Origin of the sequence: Streptomyces sp. NPDC059696, from assembly GCF_042733745.1 — a bacterium.
Lineage (GTDB): Bacteria > Actinomycetota > Actinomycetes > Streptomycetales > Streptomycetaceae > Streptomyces.
Genome location: NZ_JBHWFG010000025.1, coordinates 18,171 through 36,698 on the forward strand (window position 1 = coordinate 18,171; position 18,528 = coordinate 36,698).

The window sequence follows — 18,528 nt, forward strand, 5'->3', positions numbered from 1 at the left end:
ACACACGTTGTCGTCGATCCGCAGAGGCGGGCAACTGTGGCGGAGGGGCGACTGGGTGAAGGCTCGGAAGGCTGCGGGTGTCACGGCCGAGTCGTACTTCCACGGCCTTCGGCACACGGGCAACACGCTCGCCTCGGCTCCCGGGAGCCAGCACCCGGGAGCCGATGACGCGCATGGGCCACAGCAGCTCCCGAGCCGCGCTGATCTACCAGCACATGACCAGCGACCGGGACCGGGCCATCGCCGACCGGCTTGGGGCCATGATCCAGGGCAGCGAGCGGTATGTGGCCGAGATATCTCCCAGCACTCCGACGAGGAGCGGCAGCGCGAGGTGGCCGCCGGGCTCGACGACCTCGTGCGCGCCCCGCCCACCGGTCTAGACAACAAAGAACCCCCGGGTCCCTGACCTGGGGGTTTCGCATGGAGCGGGTGACGAGAATCGAACTCGCGCTCTCAGCTCGGGAAGCGACGGCGCCTGGGTGGGCTCCATGGCTCTGACCAGCGCATATGCAGGGTCCTTGGGGTGGTCGTGTGGGTCGGATTGCACCGCTGTTGACCGTGGTTTTCCGTTCTTATGGGCGCGCTATGGGCACGCTATGGGCACGGCGCCGGAGCAATAGGTCTGGAGGATAGGGCGACGGACCTTCAGCGCTCCGCCGCACTGATCCCCTGCCGCCGCTCGTACTCATCCCCGGTCTCACTCCAGACCGGGGCAACTACTTTCTGCTCGACGGATGCCATCGCTTCAACGCTGCACACCAAGAGGGATCAGAGAAGCTACGTGCGTGGGTTGCGCACATCGATTGCGGTGGTCGCCCCTTGCCGCACATGGACGACACCGAGTTGGCTGCCAAATAAGAGTCAGCTGATGTACCTGCGCGGCAGAGCGCTGTGACCTCTTCGTCCCGAACGCGATCAGACACCCTCGCGACGTGGGCTTGGGGAACTGGCCTGCTCGTTCAGCTCCCTGCACTGTCCACTACCGTCCGGGACCGTCTCCGTACGGCTGCCACGTTTGGCCCCTTGTTTGGCCCCCCGGCTGCCCGGGTCCTGCCGTATCCCCCTGATCAGGATCACGGTCGAACAGCACCGGCACGCGGCGCCAGTATGTTGATTCGGCTCTCGTTCGCCTTCTCTGAGGTCTGGCGCCGCAGCGTGCCGAGATGTGGATCTAGTAAATAGCTCACAGGTCCGGTTTGTGGCATCGCACAACGGGGCCCGGTCGCAGGGCTGACTTGGCCCCACCGGGCCCATCGCCCCCGATGTGGCAGCGTCACCGTGACGTCGGCAGTCCTCGCGCACCCTTTGTTTTGGCTCCGCTGAAGTCGGCACCAGTTGTCTTCGCACCCGTCAAGTCCGCGTTGGTGAGATCTGCTTTGGATAGGTCAGCAGCCGTTAGGTCGGCGCCGCTCAAGTCAGCACCACGGAGGTTTGCTTCTGAGAGGTTGGCACTCTTGAGCTTGGCCGCGTTCAGGTAGGCCCCGGTGAGATTCGGACATTCTCGCTCGAATACTTCGTCTGGTTCTATGCAGAGCGTGGCACTGGATAGGTCTGCCCCGACAAGGTCCGCCTGGCTCAAATTTGCGCCCGCAAGCACTGTATCGGTGAACTTTGTCTCGCACCTGTAGTCGCCATACTTGATTCCCTTTTCTGCGGGAAATCCTTGACAGAAGTCAGCACCCACAGCATTTACGGCTTGAAGATCGGCATCTGAAAAGTCGGATTCCCATATCGCCGCGCCAGACAGGTTTGACTTGTAGAGGCGTGCGTCTCGAAGGTCCAAGTTGACGAGCTGCGAGCTGGAAAGGTCGGACTCTTCGAATAGGGTGCCCCGATATTTTTTCGTGGGTGGTGGTTCCAGACCCCTTATTTTGGTCTGTCGCAGATCCAGGCTAAATCGATCACGCTCGGCGTTTCGGCTGGCCAGTGCGACAAATGCCGCGTAAATGTCAGGAGGTGGAGGATCGACACTGTCGGAACCGTAGGGGTCGCCAACCTCCTCAAGATCCCGTTCGGACGTGGGCGCATGCTCACGCATGTAGGCGGTGAGTATGGAAACAATCGTCGACTGGTAATTTGGAGAGTCATGCATGATTTGCTCAAGCGCGAATACTCCGCCAAGACGCGCATCTAGTGACGTGGAACTAAGATTAGTGACTGCGGAATTAAACCTGCTGGTGATCTGCCCCCGCTCAGTGATAGCCAGTTCCTTGTTGGTTTGGGAGACCTGCATCCAAGTGAAGAGCAGGGCCAGCAGTGCGGCCAGTCCCGGAAGGCTAGCTGCGATGAGTCCTCCCCAGCGCATCCCGCCTGCGCCTGCAACTCCTTCCTGGCGTGAAGGGTGCTGCCTCCGCTTGGTGCGCCGAGCCGCCACGTTGCGGAGTTGAGTGCGGTTTGGTTTCCAGGCCATGGCCCTTCCATGGCACCATCTGCAGGTCTGGCGCGCCACTGCTCACTGGGGGCAGTCAAGCCTCTGCCGTCGTGGTAGATGAGGCGGAGCAGGCTTGGCAGGTGACCTGCTACGTCTGGGGCCCATTGGGGCCGCTCGACGCGGGGCTTGGCTCAAGGGGTGACTGCAGCCTTGAGGCTGGTCTCCGCGCTCCCGTTGCGTTGGAACTCCCTCTGTCGTCAGGTGGCTGATCGCTGTGTGCGCGGCGCGGGCGCCGGCCGGGCTGGAGCGGGGCGGAGACTGGAGCGCAGGCCCGGCCGGGGGTCGGGCCGCGCGCGGGGGGCGGAGCGAGCCGCCTTGAACCCGTGAAGAAGGTTGTAACTCAGTCGGGGTTCTGCGCCTTTGTCCGGTCCCGGTAGATGCTTGACACTTCGGTCCCAGCTGATGGTTGACAGTGGCCGTGCTCGTCCAACGGTTTGGGTATGGGCATGGGGTGTAGGGGCCGTACAGGCTTTCCTGCGGGGAGAACTGCCAACGTCTGTTCCCTTGAGGGCTCTTGCCCACTCTCGCCTTCGGGTGGAAGGAGGCGTTTCGTCGTGTTCGGGGTCAGCGAGCGCCGGTCTGTCGCCGAACGCCGGCGAGCGCCTTCCCCCAGGGATACGCCTGCGGGTTCCCCCGCTTCGGAGGGTGCGACTGGTATCCGTCCGGGCCATCGAGGACCAGAATGCCCTGCTCGCGCAGGACAGCAGTCGACCGTGCCACCGCTGGCTGCGCGGCCTGGGCCTGGTTGAAGTAGGGCATCGCTACGACTGGCACGCCCATGTGCACCGCTTCCGACGGAATACCGATGGCGACAGTGTCCGAGATGCCGGCCCCCCACTTGTTCAACGTGGTGCACGACATCGGCGCGACCAGCATCGCGTCGGCCTTCGGTAGGGCGTCCTTCTCCCACGGCAACTTGTACCGCGACCGAACAGGGTGCCCAGTCAGCTCGACGAGTTCCTCCATGCGCGGCTCCCACCAGGTCGCTGCGGACGGGGTGAGGATGAGGCACACGTCCCAGCCGTCGGCCTGCGCGGCGCGGACGCCGTCGTCAATGTGCTGGGTCGGGCCAGCGGCGCAGGCGATGAGGTAGAGCACTCGGGTCATGCCCGCAGTCCACAATGCCCGGCGAGCGTGCGCAAGGCCGGTCCGGGGTCCCGGGTAACGCGGACCACGTCCTTGACGAGGTTCACCGTCTCCGGGCGTCCGCGCACCTCCTCGGGCGCCAGCTCGTCGGCCTGGAGCAGGGCTGCTGCGGCGGCGCCCCTGCGCCGGGTCAGCAGCGAGGCACGCGCGATGGCGACTCGGTGCCCGGCCTGCCGCTCCCGGGTCATCCCCGCGAGCGCTTCGGGCCTCGCATCCGCTGCGGCTTCGAGCGCAGACCATCCGTCCTCGAAGCGGAGCAGTACATCCATCCGGTGCAAGGTGACGTTCGTCGGTCCGAACTGGGTGTAGTCCTCGTCCAGGTCGGCGCCCTGCCGCGCGGCCACGTCCCCGGCCTCGTCCACGTACCTGCCCGCTGCCGAGATGCGCCCAGGGGTCCGCTCCTGTGAGGACTCGGCGAGCGCGGCGGACAGGTACAGCATTCCGAGGGTGGACAGGCCGAGCGCCCCCCGGTCGGTGAGCCCGCCGGCCAGGCGCCGCGCGGCCGCCGTCACGAACTCGACCGCCGCGGCCGGACGTTGTTGGTATACGAGGCTCTTCGCGACCCGCCGGGCGGCCGCGCCCATCTGCACCGGGTCACCAGACCGCTCGGCGGCGGCCAGCGCCCGGTCAGCGGCGAGCGCCGCCGGGATCGCCGTCGCCGCACCGTACTTGTGCAGGTACGAGGTGACGAGCTGGTACACGCGGGAGAGCAGCGCATGCGCCTCACCCTGCTCGCCGACAGGCGCCGCGTGCACCGCCCGCCCGGCGTTCCCGATCAGTGCGGGCAGGTCCCGGGAGAGCGCAGCGTAGTGGCAGGCCTGGAATGCCACGCAGCAGTAGTCGAGGCGACGTTGCAGAACGTCCCGCGGGGGCACGTCGTCGTCGCGGTCGGGGCCGTACAGGGCGTCGATGACGCGGAGAGCGTCGGCGGGCGGGGCGCTGTCTGTGGCCTGCTGGGGCGCAGTGTCGGTCAAGAGCTGCTCCAGGGGGACGCGGAGGATCTCGGCCGCGCGCACAAGTACCGAAAGCCTCGGATCCTGTTGGCGCTTGCCGCCTTCGATGTCCTGCACCCAGCGTTTCGTCTGGCCCATGAGGTGGCCGAAGTCCGACTGGGTATAGCCGCGTTCGGCTCGCCAGTAGGCGATGCGCCGGCCGATGCCTGAAGTGTCCATCCCGGAGCCCCCGTACAAGGCACGCACTGTGCGTGCCCACCTCTGTTGTACCGCGCCCTACGGTCCCATGTGTGAGGCGGACCACATACGACAGGGGAGGCGCGAGCATGAACAACGATCACAGCCATCTGGCCTTACGACCGATCGAGGCTGCGCCGGGCGTGCTCATTCACCCCACCGCTGACCGGCGGTTGGCCTCGGAGCAGTGGCTGCTGGCAACACTTCCGGCTCCGAGCCGTGACCGCGCCAGACTGGAATGGGAGCAGTATCAGGTGACGTTGCTGCCGCTGGGCATCCTGTTCTCCGCTGTGCGGATCCCCGGCCGCCTCCTCGTCGCCCTCACTGGCATCACCGAGGCCCCCAAGCTGGACCAGTTCCTGCGCGAAACCCTCGACGGCGGCCCGGTCATCTGCGATCCGCGCTTCCGCCGGTATTACGCCCTGGTCCCCGCAAGCATGCCGAGAACCTGGCAGCAGGCCCTCGACGACTGGCGGGCCATGGAGGTGGACTGCCTGGGCCGCGGCAGCTACCTAGGCGTGCCGAGAGTGGACGCGGTGCAAGGGACTCGCCCCCGCGCCACCTACTGGTCGGCGCCTATGGACTCGCCCTCGACGCTGTGCTCGCCCGTCGAGGTCGCCCGCTTGATCGCTGCCGGACGGCACCGCATGCCCGCGGAGCCGGAGGCGTGAGCGGTCGCGAGTACCCGTCGGCCGTCGAAGCCCCCTGGGCGACCGCGTTCGAGCGCCTGGCCGAGCACTGCCTGACGTGCCCGACGTGCACGGCCACTGACGACCAGGCCGCGAACCTCCGGCTGACATGCCCGGAAGCCGTACGGCTGAGCAGGGAATGCCGGGACGCGGGACGTGGCGCCTGACCCAGGGAGACTCCCGCCTCGGCCCCCAACCCTGGACAGGTCGAGCGCCGGGGCGGGCTCGTCAAGCAACCGAAGAAGAGAGGAAGAACTCTTGTTTGCTCACTCCGATCGGCTCCCGACCGGGACGCCTCTGCCGTCCGGCAGGGCCACGCCGTCCCCTTGGGGGGTGCGGCGCATGGCTCCGTATCCGGCGATGGCGTCGGGCTACGCCCGCGTCGAGCTCGACCCAACCACCCAGACGGCTCGCTACTTCGACGCCGACGACCATGTGTTGGAGATGGGGAAGCACGGCACCAGCAGTGGCACGAACCCGACGACCAACACCGGTAACCCGTCAGACGGCTCCGGCGGCGGTGGCAGCGGCGGTGGTGACCAGGACACCGGGAACGACACCGACCAGTGAGCGATCCCGGTCCGGTGCTGGTCGTCACCAATCTGGACGACCCCACGGCCGACGTGGTGATCAGTGAGCTGCACGACCGGGGTGTCCCGGTCGTGCGGTTCGACTCGGGGGACTTCCCTCACGCCCTGTCGGTCACGGCCACGATCACATCGAAGGGCGTGGGAGGAACGCTGTCCACGCCGTCACGGACCGGCGACCTGACACAGGTCCGGTCCCTGTACTACCGCCGGCCTTCCGGCTTCACCTTCCCGCACCTGGACGAGCAGGACGCCCGGTTCGCGGTCACTCAGGCCCGCTACGGCCTGGGGGGAGTCCTCGCGTCGCTACCCGGCTGCCTGTACGTCAACCACCCTCACCGCATCGGGGATGCCGAATTCAAACCGTCCGGCCTGGCCGCCGCTGCGGCTGCGGGGTTCCATCTCCCGGCCACGCTCATCACCTCGGACCCGGGTGCCGCGCGCCGGTTCATCAAGCAGCACGCACCTGTGATCTACAAGCCTCTGTCGGCGCCGCTGTACCGCATCGACGGGGTTTCCTGCACCGTAGAGGTCGCCGAGGTGGCGGCCGATGACATCGATGAGGCCGTCTCCGGCACGGCGCACCTGTTCCAGCAGCGGATCGAGAAGACCGCGGACGTACGCGTGACCGTCATCGGTGACCGGGTCTTCCCTGTCCGTATCGACTCGGACCTGCTGGACTGGCGCACCGACTACAGCAGTCTGCGCTACTCCGTGACCAGCCCGCCGCCCGGCATCGTCGACGCCCTGCACGCATACCTGGCCCGCTTCGGCCTCGTCTTCGGCGCTTTCGACTTCGCCATCGACCGCGAGGGGCAATGGTGGTTCCTGGAGTGCAACCCGTCCGGGCAGTGGTACTGGCTGGAACCGGAGACCGGCTTGCCGATGCTCGAAGCCATGGCCGACCTGCTGGAAAGGAAGATGCGCTGATGCCCCTGGTGGACTCCGCAGCCCATCGCCGTGCGCTGGCCGGTCGACTCGCCGGTGGAGGCTTCCTGCGCACCCCGCCGTGGCGCGCGGCTGTCGAAACCGTGCCCCGCCATGAGTTCCTGCGCGGCGGTTTCTTCGACCAGGTCGAAGGCTCCGCACCGACCGCCTGGCGGCCAGTCCTGCCCGACACCGCCGGCTGGCTGGAGCGCTGCTATGCGGATGAGTCTCTGGTCACTCAGATCGCCGGGACCGTCATGCCGGGCGACATCCGCGGTGAGATCCTGCGCACCCCCACGTCGTCCAGCACCATGCCGAGCCTGGTCGTGCGGATGCTGGAGGAGCTCCAGGTCGACGACGGCAACCGGGTGCTTGAGATCGGCACCGGCACTGGTTACTCGACCGGGCTGCTGTGCCACCGACTCGGAGACGAGCTGGTGACCTCAGTGGAGGTGGATGCGGAGGTGGCCAGCAGGGCGAGTGCTGCCCTGGGTTCCTGCGGCTACTTCCCCGAGTTGGTTGTCGGTGACGGCCTTGCCGGGCACAAGGACGGGGCCCCGTACGACCGACTGGTCGCCACCTGCGGGGTGCTGGAGGTGCCGCACGCCTGGATCGAGCAGACCGCACCGGGCGGGGTCATCCTGGCGACTCTGTGTGGGTGGCTGTACGCCTCGGAGCTGGCCCGGCTCACTGTCGGCGACGACGGGGTGGCCCACGGCAGACTGCTCGGGGGGCAGATCTCCTTCATGCTCGCCCGGCCGCAGCTGCCGCCCTCGCTAGGCATGCTCCCCGACCTCGACGACGGCCAGGAACGCGAGACCGTCACCGGGGCCGACGTGCTGAACAACTGGAGCGCACGCTTCGTCACGCAGCTCGCCGTGCCGGGCGCTCAACGACTGACGATGCAGCGGGACGGGCGCACCGAGGACGTCCTGCTCGATGTCGGATCCGGTTCGTGGGCCGCGGTGTACGAAGACGGGGGCCGCCGACTCGTCCGGCAGGGCGGGCCGGAGGGGCTCTGGGACCGCGTGGAAGAACAGCTCGGCCGCTGGTACGCCGCCGGTGCACCGGAGCTTGAGGAGTTCACCGTCACCGTTACCCCGGAGGGCCAGACGGTTCGCTGGTAGCCGAAGAGAGGGAACTCGACCGCCGGCGTTGATGTCAGAAGCTCATGTCAAAGGTCCCGGAACGATCATGGTCCGGGACCTTTGCGCTGGTGCGCCGGCAGGAATCGAACCTGCGACACCCGCTTTAGGAGTTCGATCGGAGCCCGTTACGACTGATGCCGCCGACTGGACCAATGGCCGGACAGGAGCGCTGATGTACGTCTCCGTCCGGCGTCGTTGATGTCAGCCATGGATGTCAACGGCCTCTGACCCCCGGCGGCCCGGAGACGGCCCAGCGGACGATTCGCCTACGCCAGAAGGCGTCATGAACTTGCGTGGGCGGACGCCAGCCACCGCTCGGCAGGGAACAGGGCCGCGAGCCCAGCCGTGATTCCGTTGGGGAGGTTCTTCGAGGCGGTTCGTCTGCCTGAGCCGATCGTGCACGGGCAGTCGCCGCTGCTGGCCCGTACACGGTGAGCGATCGATTGGGCCGCTGCCTCGGTGGTGGCCCGGTCATCCGTGACCCGGGATTCCGCCGCTACTACGCCCTCGTCCCGCCCGGCACCGCACGATCACGGCGGGAATCTGCCGCCGAGTACCTGAGTGACGGCACCTACCTTGGTGTGCCGCGAAGTGACCGCTCCCGCCGGTCGCCGGGCCCGGTGGTTATGCGGGTGTGTGGGGAGTCTGAGATCTGATCTTGCGAGTGCTGAGAACGCGGTGACGTGTGAGCGTGTCTGTGTCGCACCTGCGTCCACAAGCTGTGGACGCAGGTGCGCGGCCCTTGTGGTGGGAAGCTGGTGCGGATCTGGCGCGCTTCTGGCATACGCGGACTGATCAGTGCAGACAACAACAAGGCCCAGGTCTCTGACCTGGGCCTTCATCATGGAGCGGGTGACGAGAATCGAACTCGCGCTCTCAGCTTGGGAAGCTGATGTTCTACCATTAAACTACACCCGCGTAAGACGCCGACCGGGGTCGGTGTCGAATGCTCGCTCACTCTACCTCATGCCAGGCCTCCGGCGTTCGCGCCGCGAGGCCTGAGGACGTTTCAGGCGTGGGATGCGGCTGCGGGGGAACGCAGTTGGGGCGTACGGTGGAGTGGCTTGAGAGGGCTCGGGCGGGACCGGAGTGCCGCCTGGAGGGCCGTCCCTTTGATCCCGTACTGTGGCTTTTGTCGTCAGGCAAGCAGCAGCCAGACGCGGCTCTTGGGGAAGGGACTCTTGGACTTGATGGAGCGCACCGTCGTCCGTTGTGCCGATGGGCACGTGTTCAGCACCGCTTCGTTCCCGATGCAGCAGGCCGAGCGGCTCGGCCCCGGGCGGCTGCTTCGGTGCCCGCGCTGTGCGCGGCTCCGGAGCGTGGTGCCCGTCAGCTATCAGAAGCGGTAGCGGCAGCACCGGCCGCCTCGCGGCGGCCGTGACGGACCCAGCAGGACAGCAACAGGCACAAGGCGCGCGGAGACGTCCGGTTGTGGTCGCTCCGCGCGCCTTGCGTATCCTCGGGGCGTGCTTCTCTCAGACAAAGACATCCGGGCCGAGATCGATGCAGGGCGGGTGCGGATCGACCCGTACGACGAATCGATGGTGCAGCCGTCGAGCATCGATGTGCGCCTCGACCGCTTCTTCCGGGTGTTCGAGAATCACCGGTACCCCCACATCGACCCCGCCATCGAGCAGGCCGACCTGACCCGGCTCGTGGAACCGGAGGGCGACGAGCCGTTCATCCTGCACCCCGGGGAGTTCGTCCTCGCCAGCACCTACGAGGTCATCACCCTGCCCGACGATCTCGCCTCCCGGCTGGAGGGCAAGAGCTCGCTGGGGCGCCTGGGGCTGGTGACGCACTCCACCGCCGGGTTCATCGACCCCGGCTTCAGCGGGCACGTGACCCTGGAGCTGTCCAACCTCGCCACCCTGCCCATCAAGCTCTGGCCGGGCATGAAGATCGGGCAGCTGTGCATGTTCAGGCTCAGCTCGCCCGCCGACTTCCCCTACGGCAGTGAGCGGTACGGATCCCGGTACCAGGGGCAGCGCGGCCCGACCGCCTCCCGCTCCTTCCTCAACTTCCACCGGACCCAGGTGTGAGCGACGACAGCATGAGCGCAGTGCGGGAGAACCTGACCTACGAGAAGTTCGGCGTCGCCGTGCGCGAGCTCGCGCAGACCATCGCCGACGACGGCTACGAGCCCGACATAGTCCTCAGCATCGCCCGCGGCGGCGTCTTCGTGGCCGGCGGGCTCGCCTACGCCCTCGACTGCAAGAACATCCACCTGGTGAACGTGGAGTTCTACACCGGCGTGGGGACGACCCTCGAGATGCCCGTCATGCTCGCGCCGGTCCCCAACGTGATCGACTTCTCGCAGAAGAAGGTGCTGATCACCGACGACGTCGCCGACACCGGCAAGACGCTCAAGCTGGTGCGCGACTTCTGCCTCGACACCGTCGCCGAGGTGCGCAGCGCCGTCGTCTACGAGAAGTCCCAGTCGCTCGTGAAGTGCGAGTACGTGTGGAAGCGCACCGACGACTGGATCAACTTCCCGTGGAGTGTCCTGCCTCCCGTGCACAAGTCGGGCGAGGCGCCGAAGGAGAACAGGGAAGCGCTCTGACCTGCTGCTCCACAAAGATCCCCGGTCTGTGGTGACCGGGGATTCTTGGTCTTCGGGTTTCGGATCCGTCAGCCCGTGGCCTCATCCGGTCAGGCTCAGGCCGAGGGTGTGCCGGTGGTCAGGAGTCGGCTCGTGATTCCCGCTCGGCGGAGGCGCTCGTACGCTTCGAGCACGTCGACAGGGAGTGGCCGGCTGATCACGAATCCCTGCTCCGGGTAGATCATCAACCGCTGGCATCTCACGCGAGAAGCGGATGTTCTCGCCCGTATCGCGGGCGCGCGGCTCCACGAGAAGCGCCGTGCCGGGGACGCCACGTCAGTCCCCGCTTGCAGTCCCCGCTTGCAGTCCCCGTTTCCAGTCCCCGCTCCTTGTCGTGGACGGCCTCGCCGCGGGGGCCGACCCGCACCTCGCACAGCCGCCCGTCGTGTACGAGAGCCTTCGTCGGCATCCCTCACCCTCGGCGGAGGCCGAGCATGCTTCGGAACCCACATAGACGCGCCCAAGACTGCGAACCGGGACAAAACGGTGGAGGATGAGGTGTCGATGCGGTCATAGAGGCGAACCGTCCGACGTCAACCGTTCACTTCGGTGCCTGCCGTTCCCGGGCGGCCGAGCGTCAGAGAAGGAGTCCCCTCATGGCCGACGTCAACGTCGCGCTGCACGTACGGGTCGAGGCCCTGCCCGGCAAGGAGGAAGAGGTCGCCGCCTTTCTCCGCAAGGGCCTTGACCTCGTTCAGGAGGAGCCCGGCACCGTCGCCTGGTTCGCTGTGCGCCTGAGCCCGTCCACCTTCGCCATCTTCGACGCCTTTCCCGACGACGATGCACGCCAGGCCCATCTCACCGGCCGCCTGGGCAGCGCCCTGATGGAACGAGCCGGCGAGCTGTTCGCCCAACCACCTTCCGTCGAGCGCCTCGACGTCCTCGCCCACAAGCTCCCCTGAAGAGCAGGCGGAGCGGGCCCTTGATCGAATCGGTGGCGGTGACCTGATCCGGTCACCACTGCCTGCGGACATGGGGCGGACGGGACGGCCAGGTGCTGGACGCCTGACCAGCAGGGACAGACAGAAGACGAGAGAGGGGCTCCCCTTCGGGAGCCCCTCTCTCGTACCCGCGGAAGATCAGACCGTGCCCAGCTTCACGATCGACAGCAGGGCGATCAGCTGGATCGCCGACGCGCCCAGCGCCTTCGGCCAGGGCAAGTCGTGGGAGCGGCTGACCATCAGGGTCAGCAGGGCGCCGCCCGCGACCCAGGTGGCCCAGCCCAGCAGCTGGACGAACGTCGCGTCGCCGCCCGCGAACATCGCGAAGACCAGGCGGGGCGCGTCCGTGAGGGACATGATCAGCATCGACAGGCCGACCGTGGGCTGCCAGGCGCCGTCGCCGCCGAGCTGGCGGGCCAGGGTGTGGGTGACCACGCCCAGGACGAACGCGCTGAGCACCATCGCCACGGCCGTCGTCAGGACGATCGGCACCGCGTTGGACAGTGTGGCGTTGATCGCATCCTCGCGGGCGCCGTCGAAGCCGAAGACCGCCAGCAGGCCGTAGAGGAACGTGACGATGAGGGCCGGGCCCCACATCGAGTAGTCCCGCATCTGGAGGAACGTCTGGTTCGGGGCGAGGACGACCCCCCGGAGCAGGGCCTTCCAGTGCAGGCGCGGGCCGATCGGGCCGGGTGCGGGGGCCGCGGAGCCGGCGCGGTAGGTGTCGCCCTGCGTGTAGGGGTCCTCACCGACCGAGAAGGCCTGGGTGTGGCCCGGGTTGTTCGCCGCGTACGGGTCGGCCGGACCCTGCGGGCCGGGCGGGTACGCGCCGTCACCGAAGTACTCCGGCTCGCCCTGCCCGCCGTAGCCGCCGCCGTGCCCGGCGTTCGGCTGCGGCCACGAGGGACCGCCGCCGTTGCCGTACGGCTGCTGCTGAGGGTACGGCTGCGGCGCCGGCGGGGAGCCGTACGACGGTCCCTGCGGCGTCTGCTGCCCGTACGGAGGGTTGTGCGGTCGCGTTTGAGGAGCGCCGTTGTTCCGGCCGCGTCCGATCCTGAATCCAGCCACGTCTTCGAACGTACCTGGTCCCCGGCGGTGGCGTGCCGGGCCCGGGCTTCCGGGCCCGGCTTTGCGGCCGAGCTGTGACATCCCTTAAGGGGAAGGGGCTTTGGGTGCCGGTGGGGGGTCAGGGTTGGGCCGTACGGGCTACCCGCCGGGGCCCGTCGCTCTCCCGTCGGCCGGTCGGCGAAGCCGCCGCCCGGCTCCGGCGGGGGGCTCGCGCCGCGCGTAACCGAGGGTGTCGCCGGCCCCGCGGCCGCCGGAAGCGGTCTGGGTGAGGGCTGCCGAGGTGCCCGGGGCCGAGGACGCCGGGGGCGTCGGGTGGGACGTGGTGGTGGTCAGGAGGTGAGCGCGGTGCCGTAGCCCGGGGTGCCGGCCGTCGAGATGCCGGTCGTGCTCGGGCCGAAGCTCGTCGAGCCGGAGGTGGTCGGGCCGGTCGCCGTGCCGCGCAGGGACCAGACGGCCCCGTCGCCGGCGTTCTCGCCCGGCGCGGAGACGGACAGGTCGGCGCGGTGGTCGCCGGTGTGGTCGGTGAGGGTGACGCGCTCGCCGAACCGGTCGCCCGCCTCGGAGGCACCCGGCACACCGGCGGTGTTCTGGGTGTACGACGTGGCGCCCTTGGTGGTCAGCCCGGACGCCGAGCCGTACAGGACGGTGACCGCACCGGCGGAGCCGTTCTCGCCCGCGGTGCCGACGGCCAGGTCGGCGTACCCGTCGCCGTTGACGTCCCCGAGCGAGACGCCGCTGCCGAAGCGGTCGCCCTTCTCGGCGGCGCCGGGCACCCCGGCGGTGTCCTGGGTGAGGACGAGCGGGGCGCGGGCGCTGTCAGCGCCGGCGGGTCCGCCGTAGACGACGGTGACCTTACCGCCGAGGGCGCCCCCGGGGTCGGCGGAGGCCTCCCGGTCGTTGCCCACGACGATGTCGGCGTGGCCGTCGCGGTCGATGTCGCCGACGGCGGAGACGAACCCGGCGGGCAGCTTCTGCAGCCAGTCGCCGTAGTTGCTGATCTTCATGTCGGCGAGGGAGGTGGCGGCGGCGTTGTCGTGCGCGGTACGGCCGTGCAGGACGACGCGGGGGCGGCCGTCGCCGGCGACGTCGCCGGAGGAGAGGTGGGTGACGCCGTTCGAGGACGACCACCAGTCGTTGCTCGAGCCCGAACCGCCGTTGTGAGCGCCGGTCTTGTCGATCGGGCCCTTCACGAGGGAGAGGGTGACCGGGCCGGTGGAGCCGACCGCGACGTCCACGTTCCCGTCGCCGTCGAAGTCGCCCGCGGCCAGCGTCCGGCCGTAGCGGTCGTAGTCGGTGCTGAAGAAGCTGAACAGCGTACGGGCGCCGGACAGGCCGGACGGCGAGCCCCACACGATGGTGACCGTGCCGTCGTTGTTGTCGCTGCCGTCCTCGCCGGGCGTGCCGACCAGCAGATCGGCGTAGCCGTCGGTGTTCAGGTCGGCGGAGGCGAGGGCGGAACCGAAGGCGTCGTCGGCTTCGGCGGTGCCCGGCATCCCGGCCGTGTTCTGCGTCAGGAGGGTCCGGGTGGAGGTCTTCGGGCCGCTCGTGCTGCCGTAGACCACCGACACGGCGCCGGCCCGCGCCTGCCCGGCGACCGTGGCGCCGGGCGCGCCGATCGCGAGGTCGGTGCGGCCGTCGCCGTTGAAGTCGTACGGGGCGGCGGCCGGTACGGCGTGCGCGGCCGGGGCGGAGAGGGTGAGGGCGAGCGGGGTCAGGGCCGCGGCGAGGACGGTGGTCGCGATACGGGTGCGCATGGGGGTTCGTGCCTCACGGAAGGGTCGACGGGACGTCACTGAGCGATGGCCGAGCCGAAGTAGAGGCCGGACTTGAGGGCGATGGCGGCGGTGGTGATGCCCTGCGCGCCGCTGGTGGTCAGGCCGGAGGCCGAGCCGCGCAGGAACCACAGGCCGCCCGTGGAGTTCTCGCCGTCGACGCCGACGGACAGGTCCGCCTTGCCGTCCTTCGTCACGTCGGTCAGGTCGACCGCGGTCCCGAACTGGTCCCAGGACTCGGCGGAGCCGGGCACACCGGCGGTGTCCTGCGTATACGACTTCGCGCCGCTGGTCTTCAGCCCCGACGCGGAGCCGAACAGCACGGTCACCGAGCCGGCGTTCTTCGTCGCGCCGATGTCCTCGCCCGGGGCGGCGACCGCCACGTCGGCGTATCCGTCGCCGTTGATGTCGCCGGTGCTCACGGACAGGCCGAAACCGTCGTCCGTCTCGCCCGCGCCGGGCACGCCCTCCGTGTCCTGGTGGACGACGGTCGGCTGCTGCGCCGGGTCGGGACCGTCCGGACCGCCGTACCAGACGGTGATCTGGCCGCCCTTGTGGCCGCCGGGCTTGAGCTCGTACGGGTCCGTGGAGTCGCCGAGGACGAGGTCGCCGTAGCCGTCGTGGTTGATGTCGCCGATCGCGCCCTGGGTGCCGTCGGCGTTCGGCAGCTCGGCCATCTTGTGCGACATGCCGTTCCAGCGGAAGTAGAGGATCTGGCCGCCGGAGTCGCCGTCGACGGTGAACGGGTAGACGCGCTCGGCCGTGCCGTCGCCGGTGAGGTCGCCCGCCATCACCTGGAAGGTGGTGCCGAGTTCGCCGACGCGGAGGTTGTTCAGCGGGCCGCCGGTGCGGGTGAAGGGGCCGTTGTAGATGCGGGTGTGGCTCTGGCCGGTGAGCGTCACGTCGAGGTCGCCGTCGCCGTCGAAGTCGCCGGTGGCGATGCCCTGGGAGAAGCCGCCGTACTCGGCGAGGGTGCTGGGCTGCGGCAGGCCCTTGCCGCCGGCCAGGCCCGACTTGCCGCCCCACAGGACCGTGCCGGAGCCGACGGCGTCCCGGTCGCCGATGCTTTCGTTGGGGGCGCCGACGACGAGGTCGGAGTAGCCGTCCCGGTCCAGGTCGCCCGCGGCCAGAGAGGCGCCGAACAGGTCGGCGGACTCGGCGGTGCCGGGCACCCCCGTGGAGTTCTGGGTGATGACGGCCTTGCGGGTGGCCGACACACCGGACGCCGAGCCGTAGAGCACGACGACGGCACCGGCGCAGGAGGCCGAGCCGACGGTGGTGCACGGGGCGCCGGTCGCGATGTCCCGGTAGCCGTCGCCGTTGAAGTCCCCGGCGAGACCGGAGGGGGCGGCGGTGGCGGGCGAGGCCAGGGCGGTGGTGAGCAGGCCGGTGGTGAGGGTGGCGGCCAGCAGGAGGGTGCGCTTGCGCAAGGTGTGACTCCGGGTGGGAAGGGGCCGGGCCTGGGAGACCGGGCCCCGGAGGGGGTGCGGGGTGCTCCGGCGGCGGGTGGCCCGGCGGCGGTGCGGTGTTCCGTCGGCACGTAGCCCGGCGGCGGTGCGGTGTTCCGTCGGCACGTAGCCCGGCGGGGGCGAGGTGTTCCGTCGGGCGGTGGCTGGGTGGTGTGGGTGGCTCCGCCGCCCGACGGGTGGCTGTTCGGGGCGGGTTGGCTCCGCCCCAGGGGGCTCCGGCGACGTGGGTGGATCCGGCTCGGCCGGTGTGAGACGAGCCCGTCGGATCGGGACGGCTCAGTCGCCGAAGTTCGCGCCGAAGTTCGGGTAGCCCGTCGTCGAGACGCCCGAGTCGCTGGGGGAGACGGTGCGGGAACCCGTGGCGGTGATCTTCGTGCCGTTGGACGGCAGGTAGAGGACCGCGCCGTTGCCGCCGTTCTCGTACGAGCCGGCCACCACGTCGGCCTTGCCGTCGCCGGTGACGTCGTCGAGCTTCACGTCGGTCCCGAGGAAGTCGCCCTTCTCGTCCGAGCCGGGCACGCCCGCGGTGCTCTGCGCGAACGACTGCATGCCGGTCGAGGTGTTGAGGCCGGAGGCCGAGCCGTACAGCACGACGAGCTGGCCGGCGTCGGCGACCGAGCCGATGTCCTCGCCCGCCACCCCGACCACGAGGTCCTGGTAGTCGTCGCCGTTGACGTCGCCGAGTTCCAGCTCGTAGCCGAAGTAGTCGTTCTTCTCCGAACTCCCAGGCACATTGCCGGTGTTCTGGGTGATGCCGGTGGTGGAGCCGACGCCGTCCGCGGTGCCGTAGGTGATCCACACCTTGCCGCCGTCGGAGGCTCCGGGGAAGGTCACTCCGTCATCGGTCTTGTTCCAGTGCATGCCGGTGACGATGTCGCCGAACCCGTCGCCGTTGATGTCGCCGATCCCGGTGATGACACCGGCCTTCAGCGGCTGGGCCCCGGCGGCGGACAGCCCGGAACTCGTGCCCGGCAGCAGGTAGTTGGTGTTCCAGTACTGGCCGGTGGCGGTTTCGAAGCCGTCGACGACCAGGTCCGTGCGGTGGTCGCCGTTGACGTCGCCCGCGGTGATGTTGAGCGGGCCGGAGCCGTCGCCCGACGCCTGGACCGGGGCCTTGACGCCGTAGCGCCCCTTCACCGCCGTGCCGGAGGCGCTGATGCCGCCCTTGAGCACGTAGACGGTGTTGGAGGTGTTGCCGACGGCCAGGTCGGCCTTGCCGTCACCGTCGAAGTCACCGGCGGCGAGATTCCGGCCCCAGCGGTCGTGCTTGGTGGGGGCCGCGTCGGCGATCGAGACGCCCTTGCCGGTGATGCCCTGGGGGGAGCCCCACAGGAGCGTGACGGAGCCGCCGTCCTTGTCGCTGCCGACGTCCTCCATCGGGGAGGAGACGGCGAGGTCGTCGTAGCCGTCGCCGTTGAAGTCGGCGTAGGCGCTGTCGGCGCCGAACACGTCGCCGGTCTCGGCGGTGCCGGGGGTGCCGGTGGTGTTCTGGCTGATCGCGGACCGCTTCGCGGAGGACACTCCGGTCGTAGTGCCGTAGAGGACGACGAGCTGCCCGGCGTCCTTCTTGCCGCTCACGTACGCGCCGGAGGCGGAGAACGCGACGTCGCCGAAGCCGTCGTTGTTGAAGTCGGCCCGCGGGGTGTGCGTGCCGTCGGCGGCCGTCGCCGGGCCGGTCGCGGCCGAGAGCAGCGTGCCGGTCAGCGCGGCCGCGGCGGCGGTCGCCAGGGCGAGCCGCGCGCGGGAGCGCCGGAACGGGCGGGCGGACGCGGGACGGCGCCCGGCGGGGCGCTCGTGCTGCTGCATGCGGGTCTCCTGCTGCATGCGGGGGATGCCTGGCGGACATCCACAGTCGATGGAGGGCCGTACCGGCCGTGTTCGCCGGGCGTTGCCCGGGCGTTCACGGCCGGTCGGCGATCAAGAGACCCTTGGAGGGGCGTAAGGGTTGTACGTGAGTTCGGTTAATTTCCGGGGGCAGGGGCGCCGGGGGTGCGGGGGCGCCCGGAGGCTCCGGGGTCCCGGGCGGGCCGGACGCCGCCCCACCCGCCGGTCACGCCGTCGGACATGTCATTGCACATGTCATTGCGCATGTCATTGCGCATGTCATTGGACATGTGGTCGGACACGTGGTCGGACATGCCGTCACTCATGCCGTCGGTCGGCCGAACACCTGCCGGTCAGAACAGGTGAGGTGCCAGACCGGCGGTCGCGCCTCCGACGACGGGCACGAGCAGGACCGGCCAGCCGCGGGCACTGCGCAGCGGTGACTCCTCCTGGCGGATGATCAGTGCCAGGGCCATGCCGGCCATGGCGGGGAGGGCGATCCCGAGGATGGCGAGCACGAGCAGGTTGGGCACCTCGTGGCGGGTGACGGCCCACCCCGCACCGAGGCTCAGCGCCGCGGCGGTGATCAGCTCTCCGGTGGGCTGGATGAGGCCGAGGCGCGGACGCTCGGCCCCGGCGACCCGCGCCCCGGTGCGGACGACGGCGAGCATCCAGATGATGCCCGTGACGACCAGCAGGGTCTCGCAGGCGAGAACGATGTTGGCTGCCAGCAT

General features: G+C 69.3%; 17 protein-coding genes, 1 tRNA gene and 1 pseudogene. 9 read left to right on the forward strand and 10 right to left on the reverse strand.

Translation table 11 applies throughout. The annotated features are described in order from the left end of the window. Positions 1-173 precede the first annotated feature (173 nt). Positions 174-380, forward strand: coding sequence for a hypothetical protein (locus ACFV20_RS25265; RefSeq protein ID WP_385659954.1), 207 nt, complete (start codon positions 174-176; stop codon positions 378-380). 893 nt (positions 381-1,273) lie between these two features. Here the strand turns inward: ACFV20_RS25265 and ACFV20_RS25270 are convergent. The 3 genes from ACFV20_RS25270 to ACFV20_RS25280 form a co-directional block, all read right to left on the reverse strand. Beyond that, a complete protein-coding gene (locus ACFV20_RS25270; protein WP_385659956.1) occupies positions 1,274-2,410 on the reverse strand; it encodes a pentapeptide repeat-containing protein in 1,137 nt (378 codons plus the stop codon). Positions 2,411-2,995: 585 nt separating this feature from the next. After that, a complete protein-coding gene (locus ACFV20_RS25275) occupies positions 2,996-3,538 on the reverse strand; it encodes a flavoprotein (RefSeq protein WP_385659958.1) in 543 nt (180 codons plus the stop codon). After that, positions 3,535-4,749, reverse strand: a complete 1,215-nt coding sequence (locus ACFV20_RS25280; RefSeq protein WP_385659960.1) for a helix-turn-helix domain-containing protein — start codon at positions 4,747-4,749, stop codon at positions 3,535-3,537. The genes ACFV20_RS25275 and ACFV20_RS25280 overlap by 4 nt, the downstream gene beginning before the upstream one ends. A gap of 107 nt (positions 4,750-4,856) precedes the next feature. Between ACFV20_RS25280 and ACFV20_RS25285 the strand changes: the two genes are divergently transcribed. The 5 genes from ACFV20_RS25285 (at position 4,857) to tgmC (ending at position 8,097) form a co-directional block, all read left to right on the forward strand. Beyond that, complete coding sequence (locus ACFV20_RS25285) at positions 4,857-5,438, forward strand: hypothetical protein (protein ID WP_385659962.1); 582 nt, start codon at positions 4,857-4,859, stop codon at positions 5,436-5,438. After that, positions 5,435-5,623, forward strand: a complete 189-nt coding sequence (locus ACFV20_RS25290; protein ID WP_385659964.1) for a hypothetical protein — start codon at positions 5,435-5,437, stop codon at positions 5,621-5,623. Before ACFV20_RS25285 ends, ACFV20_RS25290 begins: the two co-directional genes overlap by 4 nt. Positions 5,624-5,714: 91 nt before the next feature. Beyond that, complete coding sequence (gene tgmA, locus ACFV20_RS25295) at positions 5,715-6,026, forward strand: putative ATP-grasp-modified RiPP (RefSeq protein WP_385659965.1); 312 nt, start codon at positions 5,715-5,717, stop codon at positions 6,024-6,026. Then, a complete protein-coding gene (tgmB, locus tag ACFV20_RS25300; protein ID WP_385659967.1) occupies positions 6,023-6,973 on the forward strand; it encodes an ATP-grasp ribosomal peptide maturase in 951 nt (316 codons plus the stop codon). Before tgmA ends, tgmB begins: the two co-directional genes overlap by 4 nt. Then, positions 6,973-8,097 (forward strand): ATP-grasp peptide maturase system methyltransferase, encoded by a 1,125-nt coding sequence (gene tgmC, locus ACFV20_RS25305; RefSeq protein ID WP_385659968.1) that lies wholly within the window; start codon positions 6,973-6,975, stop codon positions 8,095-8,097. The genes tgmB and tgmC overlap by 1 nt, the downstream gene beginning before the upstream one ends. A gap of 865 nt (positions 8,098-8,962) precedes the next feature. On the opposite strand, the gene ACFV20_RS25310 is transcribed toward tgmC, so the two are convergent. Next, a tRNA-Gly gene (locus ACFV20_RS25310) sits at positions 8,963-9,036 on the reverse strand. A gap of 548 nt (positions 9,037-9,584) precedes the next feature. On the opposite strand from ACFV20_RS25310, the gene dcd reads away from it, so the two are divergent. Beyond that, complete coding sequence (dcd, locus tag ACFV20_RS25315) at positions 9,585-10,160, forward strand: dCTP deaminase (protein ID WP_385659969.1); 576 nt, start codon at positions 9,585-9,587, stop codon at positions 10,158-10,160. A gap of 11 nt (positions 10,161-10,171) precedes the next feature. Beyond that, positions 10,172-10,681: a phosphoribosyltransferase gene (locus tag ACFV20_RS25320; protein ID WP_385659971.1), complete on the forward strand. Its 510-nt coding sequence runs from the start codon at positions 10,172-10,174 to the stop codon at positions 10,679-10,681. 95 nt (positions 10,682-10,776) lie between these two features. On the opposite strand, the pseudogene ACFV20_RS25325 reads toward ACFV20_RS25320, so the two are convergent. Then, positions 10,777-11,075, reverse strand: a pseudogene (locus ACFV20_RS25325) (hypothetical protein); the annotation flags it as partial. Between the two features lie 241 nt (positions 11,076-11,316). On the opposite strand from ACFV20_RS25325, the gene ACFV20_RS25330 reads away from it, so the two are divergent. After that, positions 11,317-11,622 (forward strand): putative quinol monooxygenase, encoded by a 306-nt coding sequence (locus ACFV20_RS25330; RefSeq protein WP_385659973.1) that lies wholly within the window; start codon positions 11,317-11,319, stop codon positions 11,620-11,622. A 177-nt stretch (positions 11,623-11,799) separates the two neighbouring features. On the opposite strand, the gene ACFV20_RS25335 is transcribed toward ACFV20_RS25330, so the two are convergent. From ACFV20_RS25335 to ACFV20_RS25355, 5 genes are all read right to left on the reverse strand, one after another. Beyond that, positions 11,800-12,810 carry a Yip1 family protein gene (locus ACFV20_RS25335; protein WP_385659974.1) on the reverse strand — a complete coding sequence of 337 codons (1,011 nt, stop codon included), beginning with the start codon at positions 12,808-12,810 and terminating at the stop codon, positions 11,800-11,802. A gap of 248 nt (positions 12,811-13,058) precedes the next feature. Next, a complete protein-coding gene (locus ACFV20_RS25340) occupies positions 13,059-14,483 on the reverse strand; it encodes an FG-GAP-like repeat-containing protein (RefSeq protein ID WP_385659976.1) in 1,425 nt (474 codons plus the stop codon). A 35-nt stretch (positions 14,484-14,518) separates the two neighbouring features. Further along, a complete protein-coding gene (locus ACFV20_RS25345; protein ID WP_385659978.1) occupies positions 14,519-15,931 on the reverse strand; it encodes an FG-GAP-like repeat-containing protein in 1,413 nt (470 codons plus the stop codon). A gap of 315 nt (positions 15,932-16,246) precedes the next feature. Further along, on the reverse strand, positions 16,247-17,776 hold the full coding sequence (locus tag ACFV20_RS25350; protein WP_385659980.1) for a VCBS repeat-containing protein: 1,530 nt from the start codon (positions 17,774-17,776) through the stop codon (positions 16,247-16,249). Between the two features lie 371 nt (positions 17,777-18,147). Beyond that, complete coding sequence (locus tag ACFV20_RS25355) at positions 18,148-18,528, reverse strand: hypothetical protein (RefSeq protein ID WP_385659982.1); 381 nt, start codon at positions 18,526-18,528, stop codon at positions 18,148-18,150.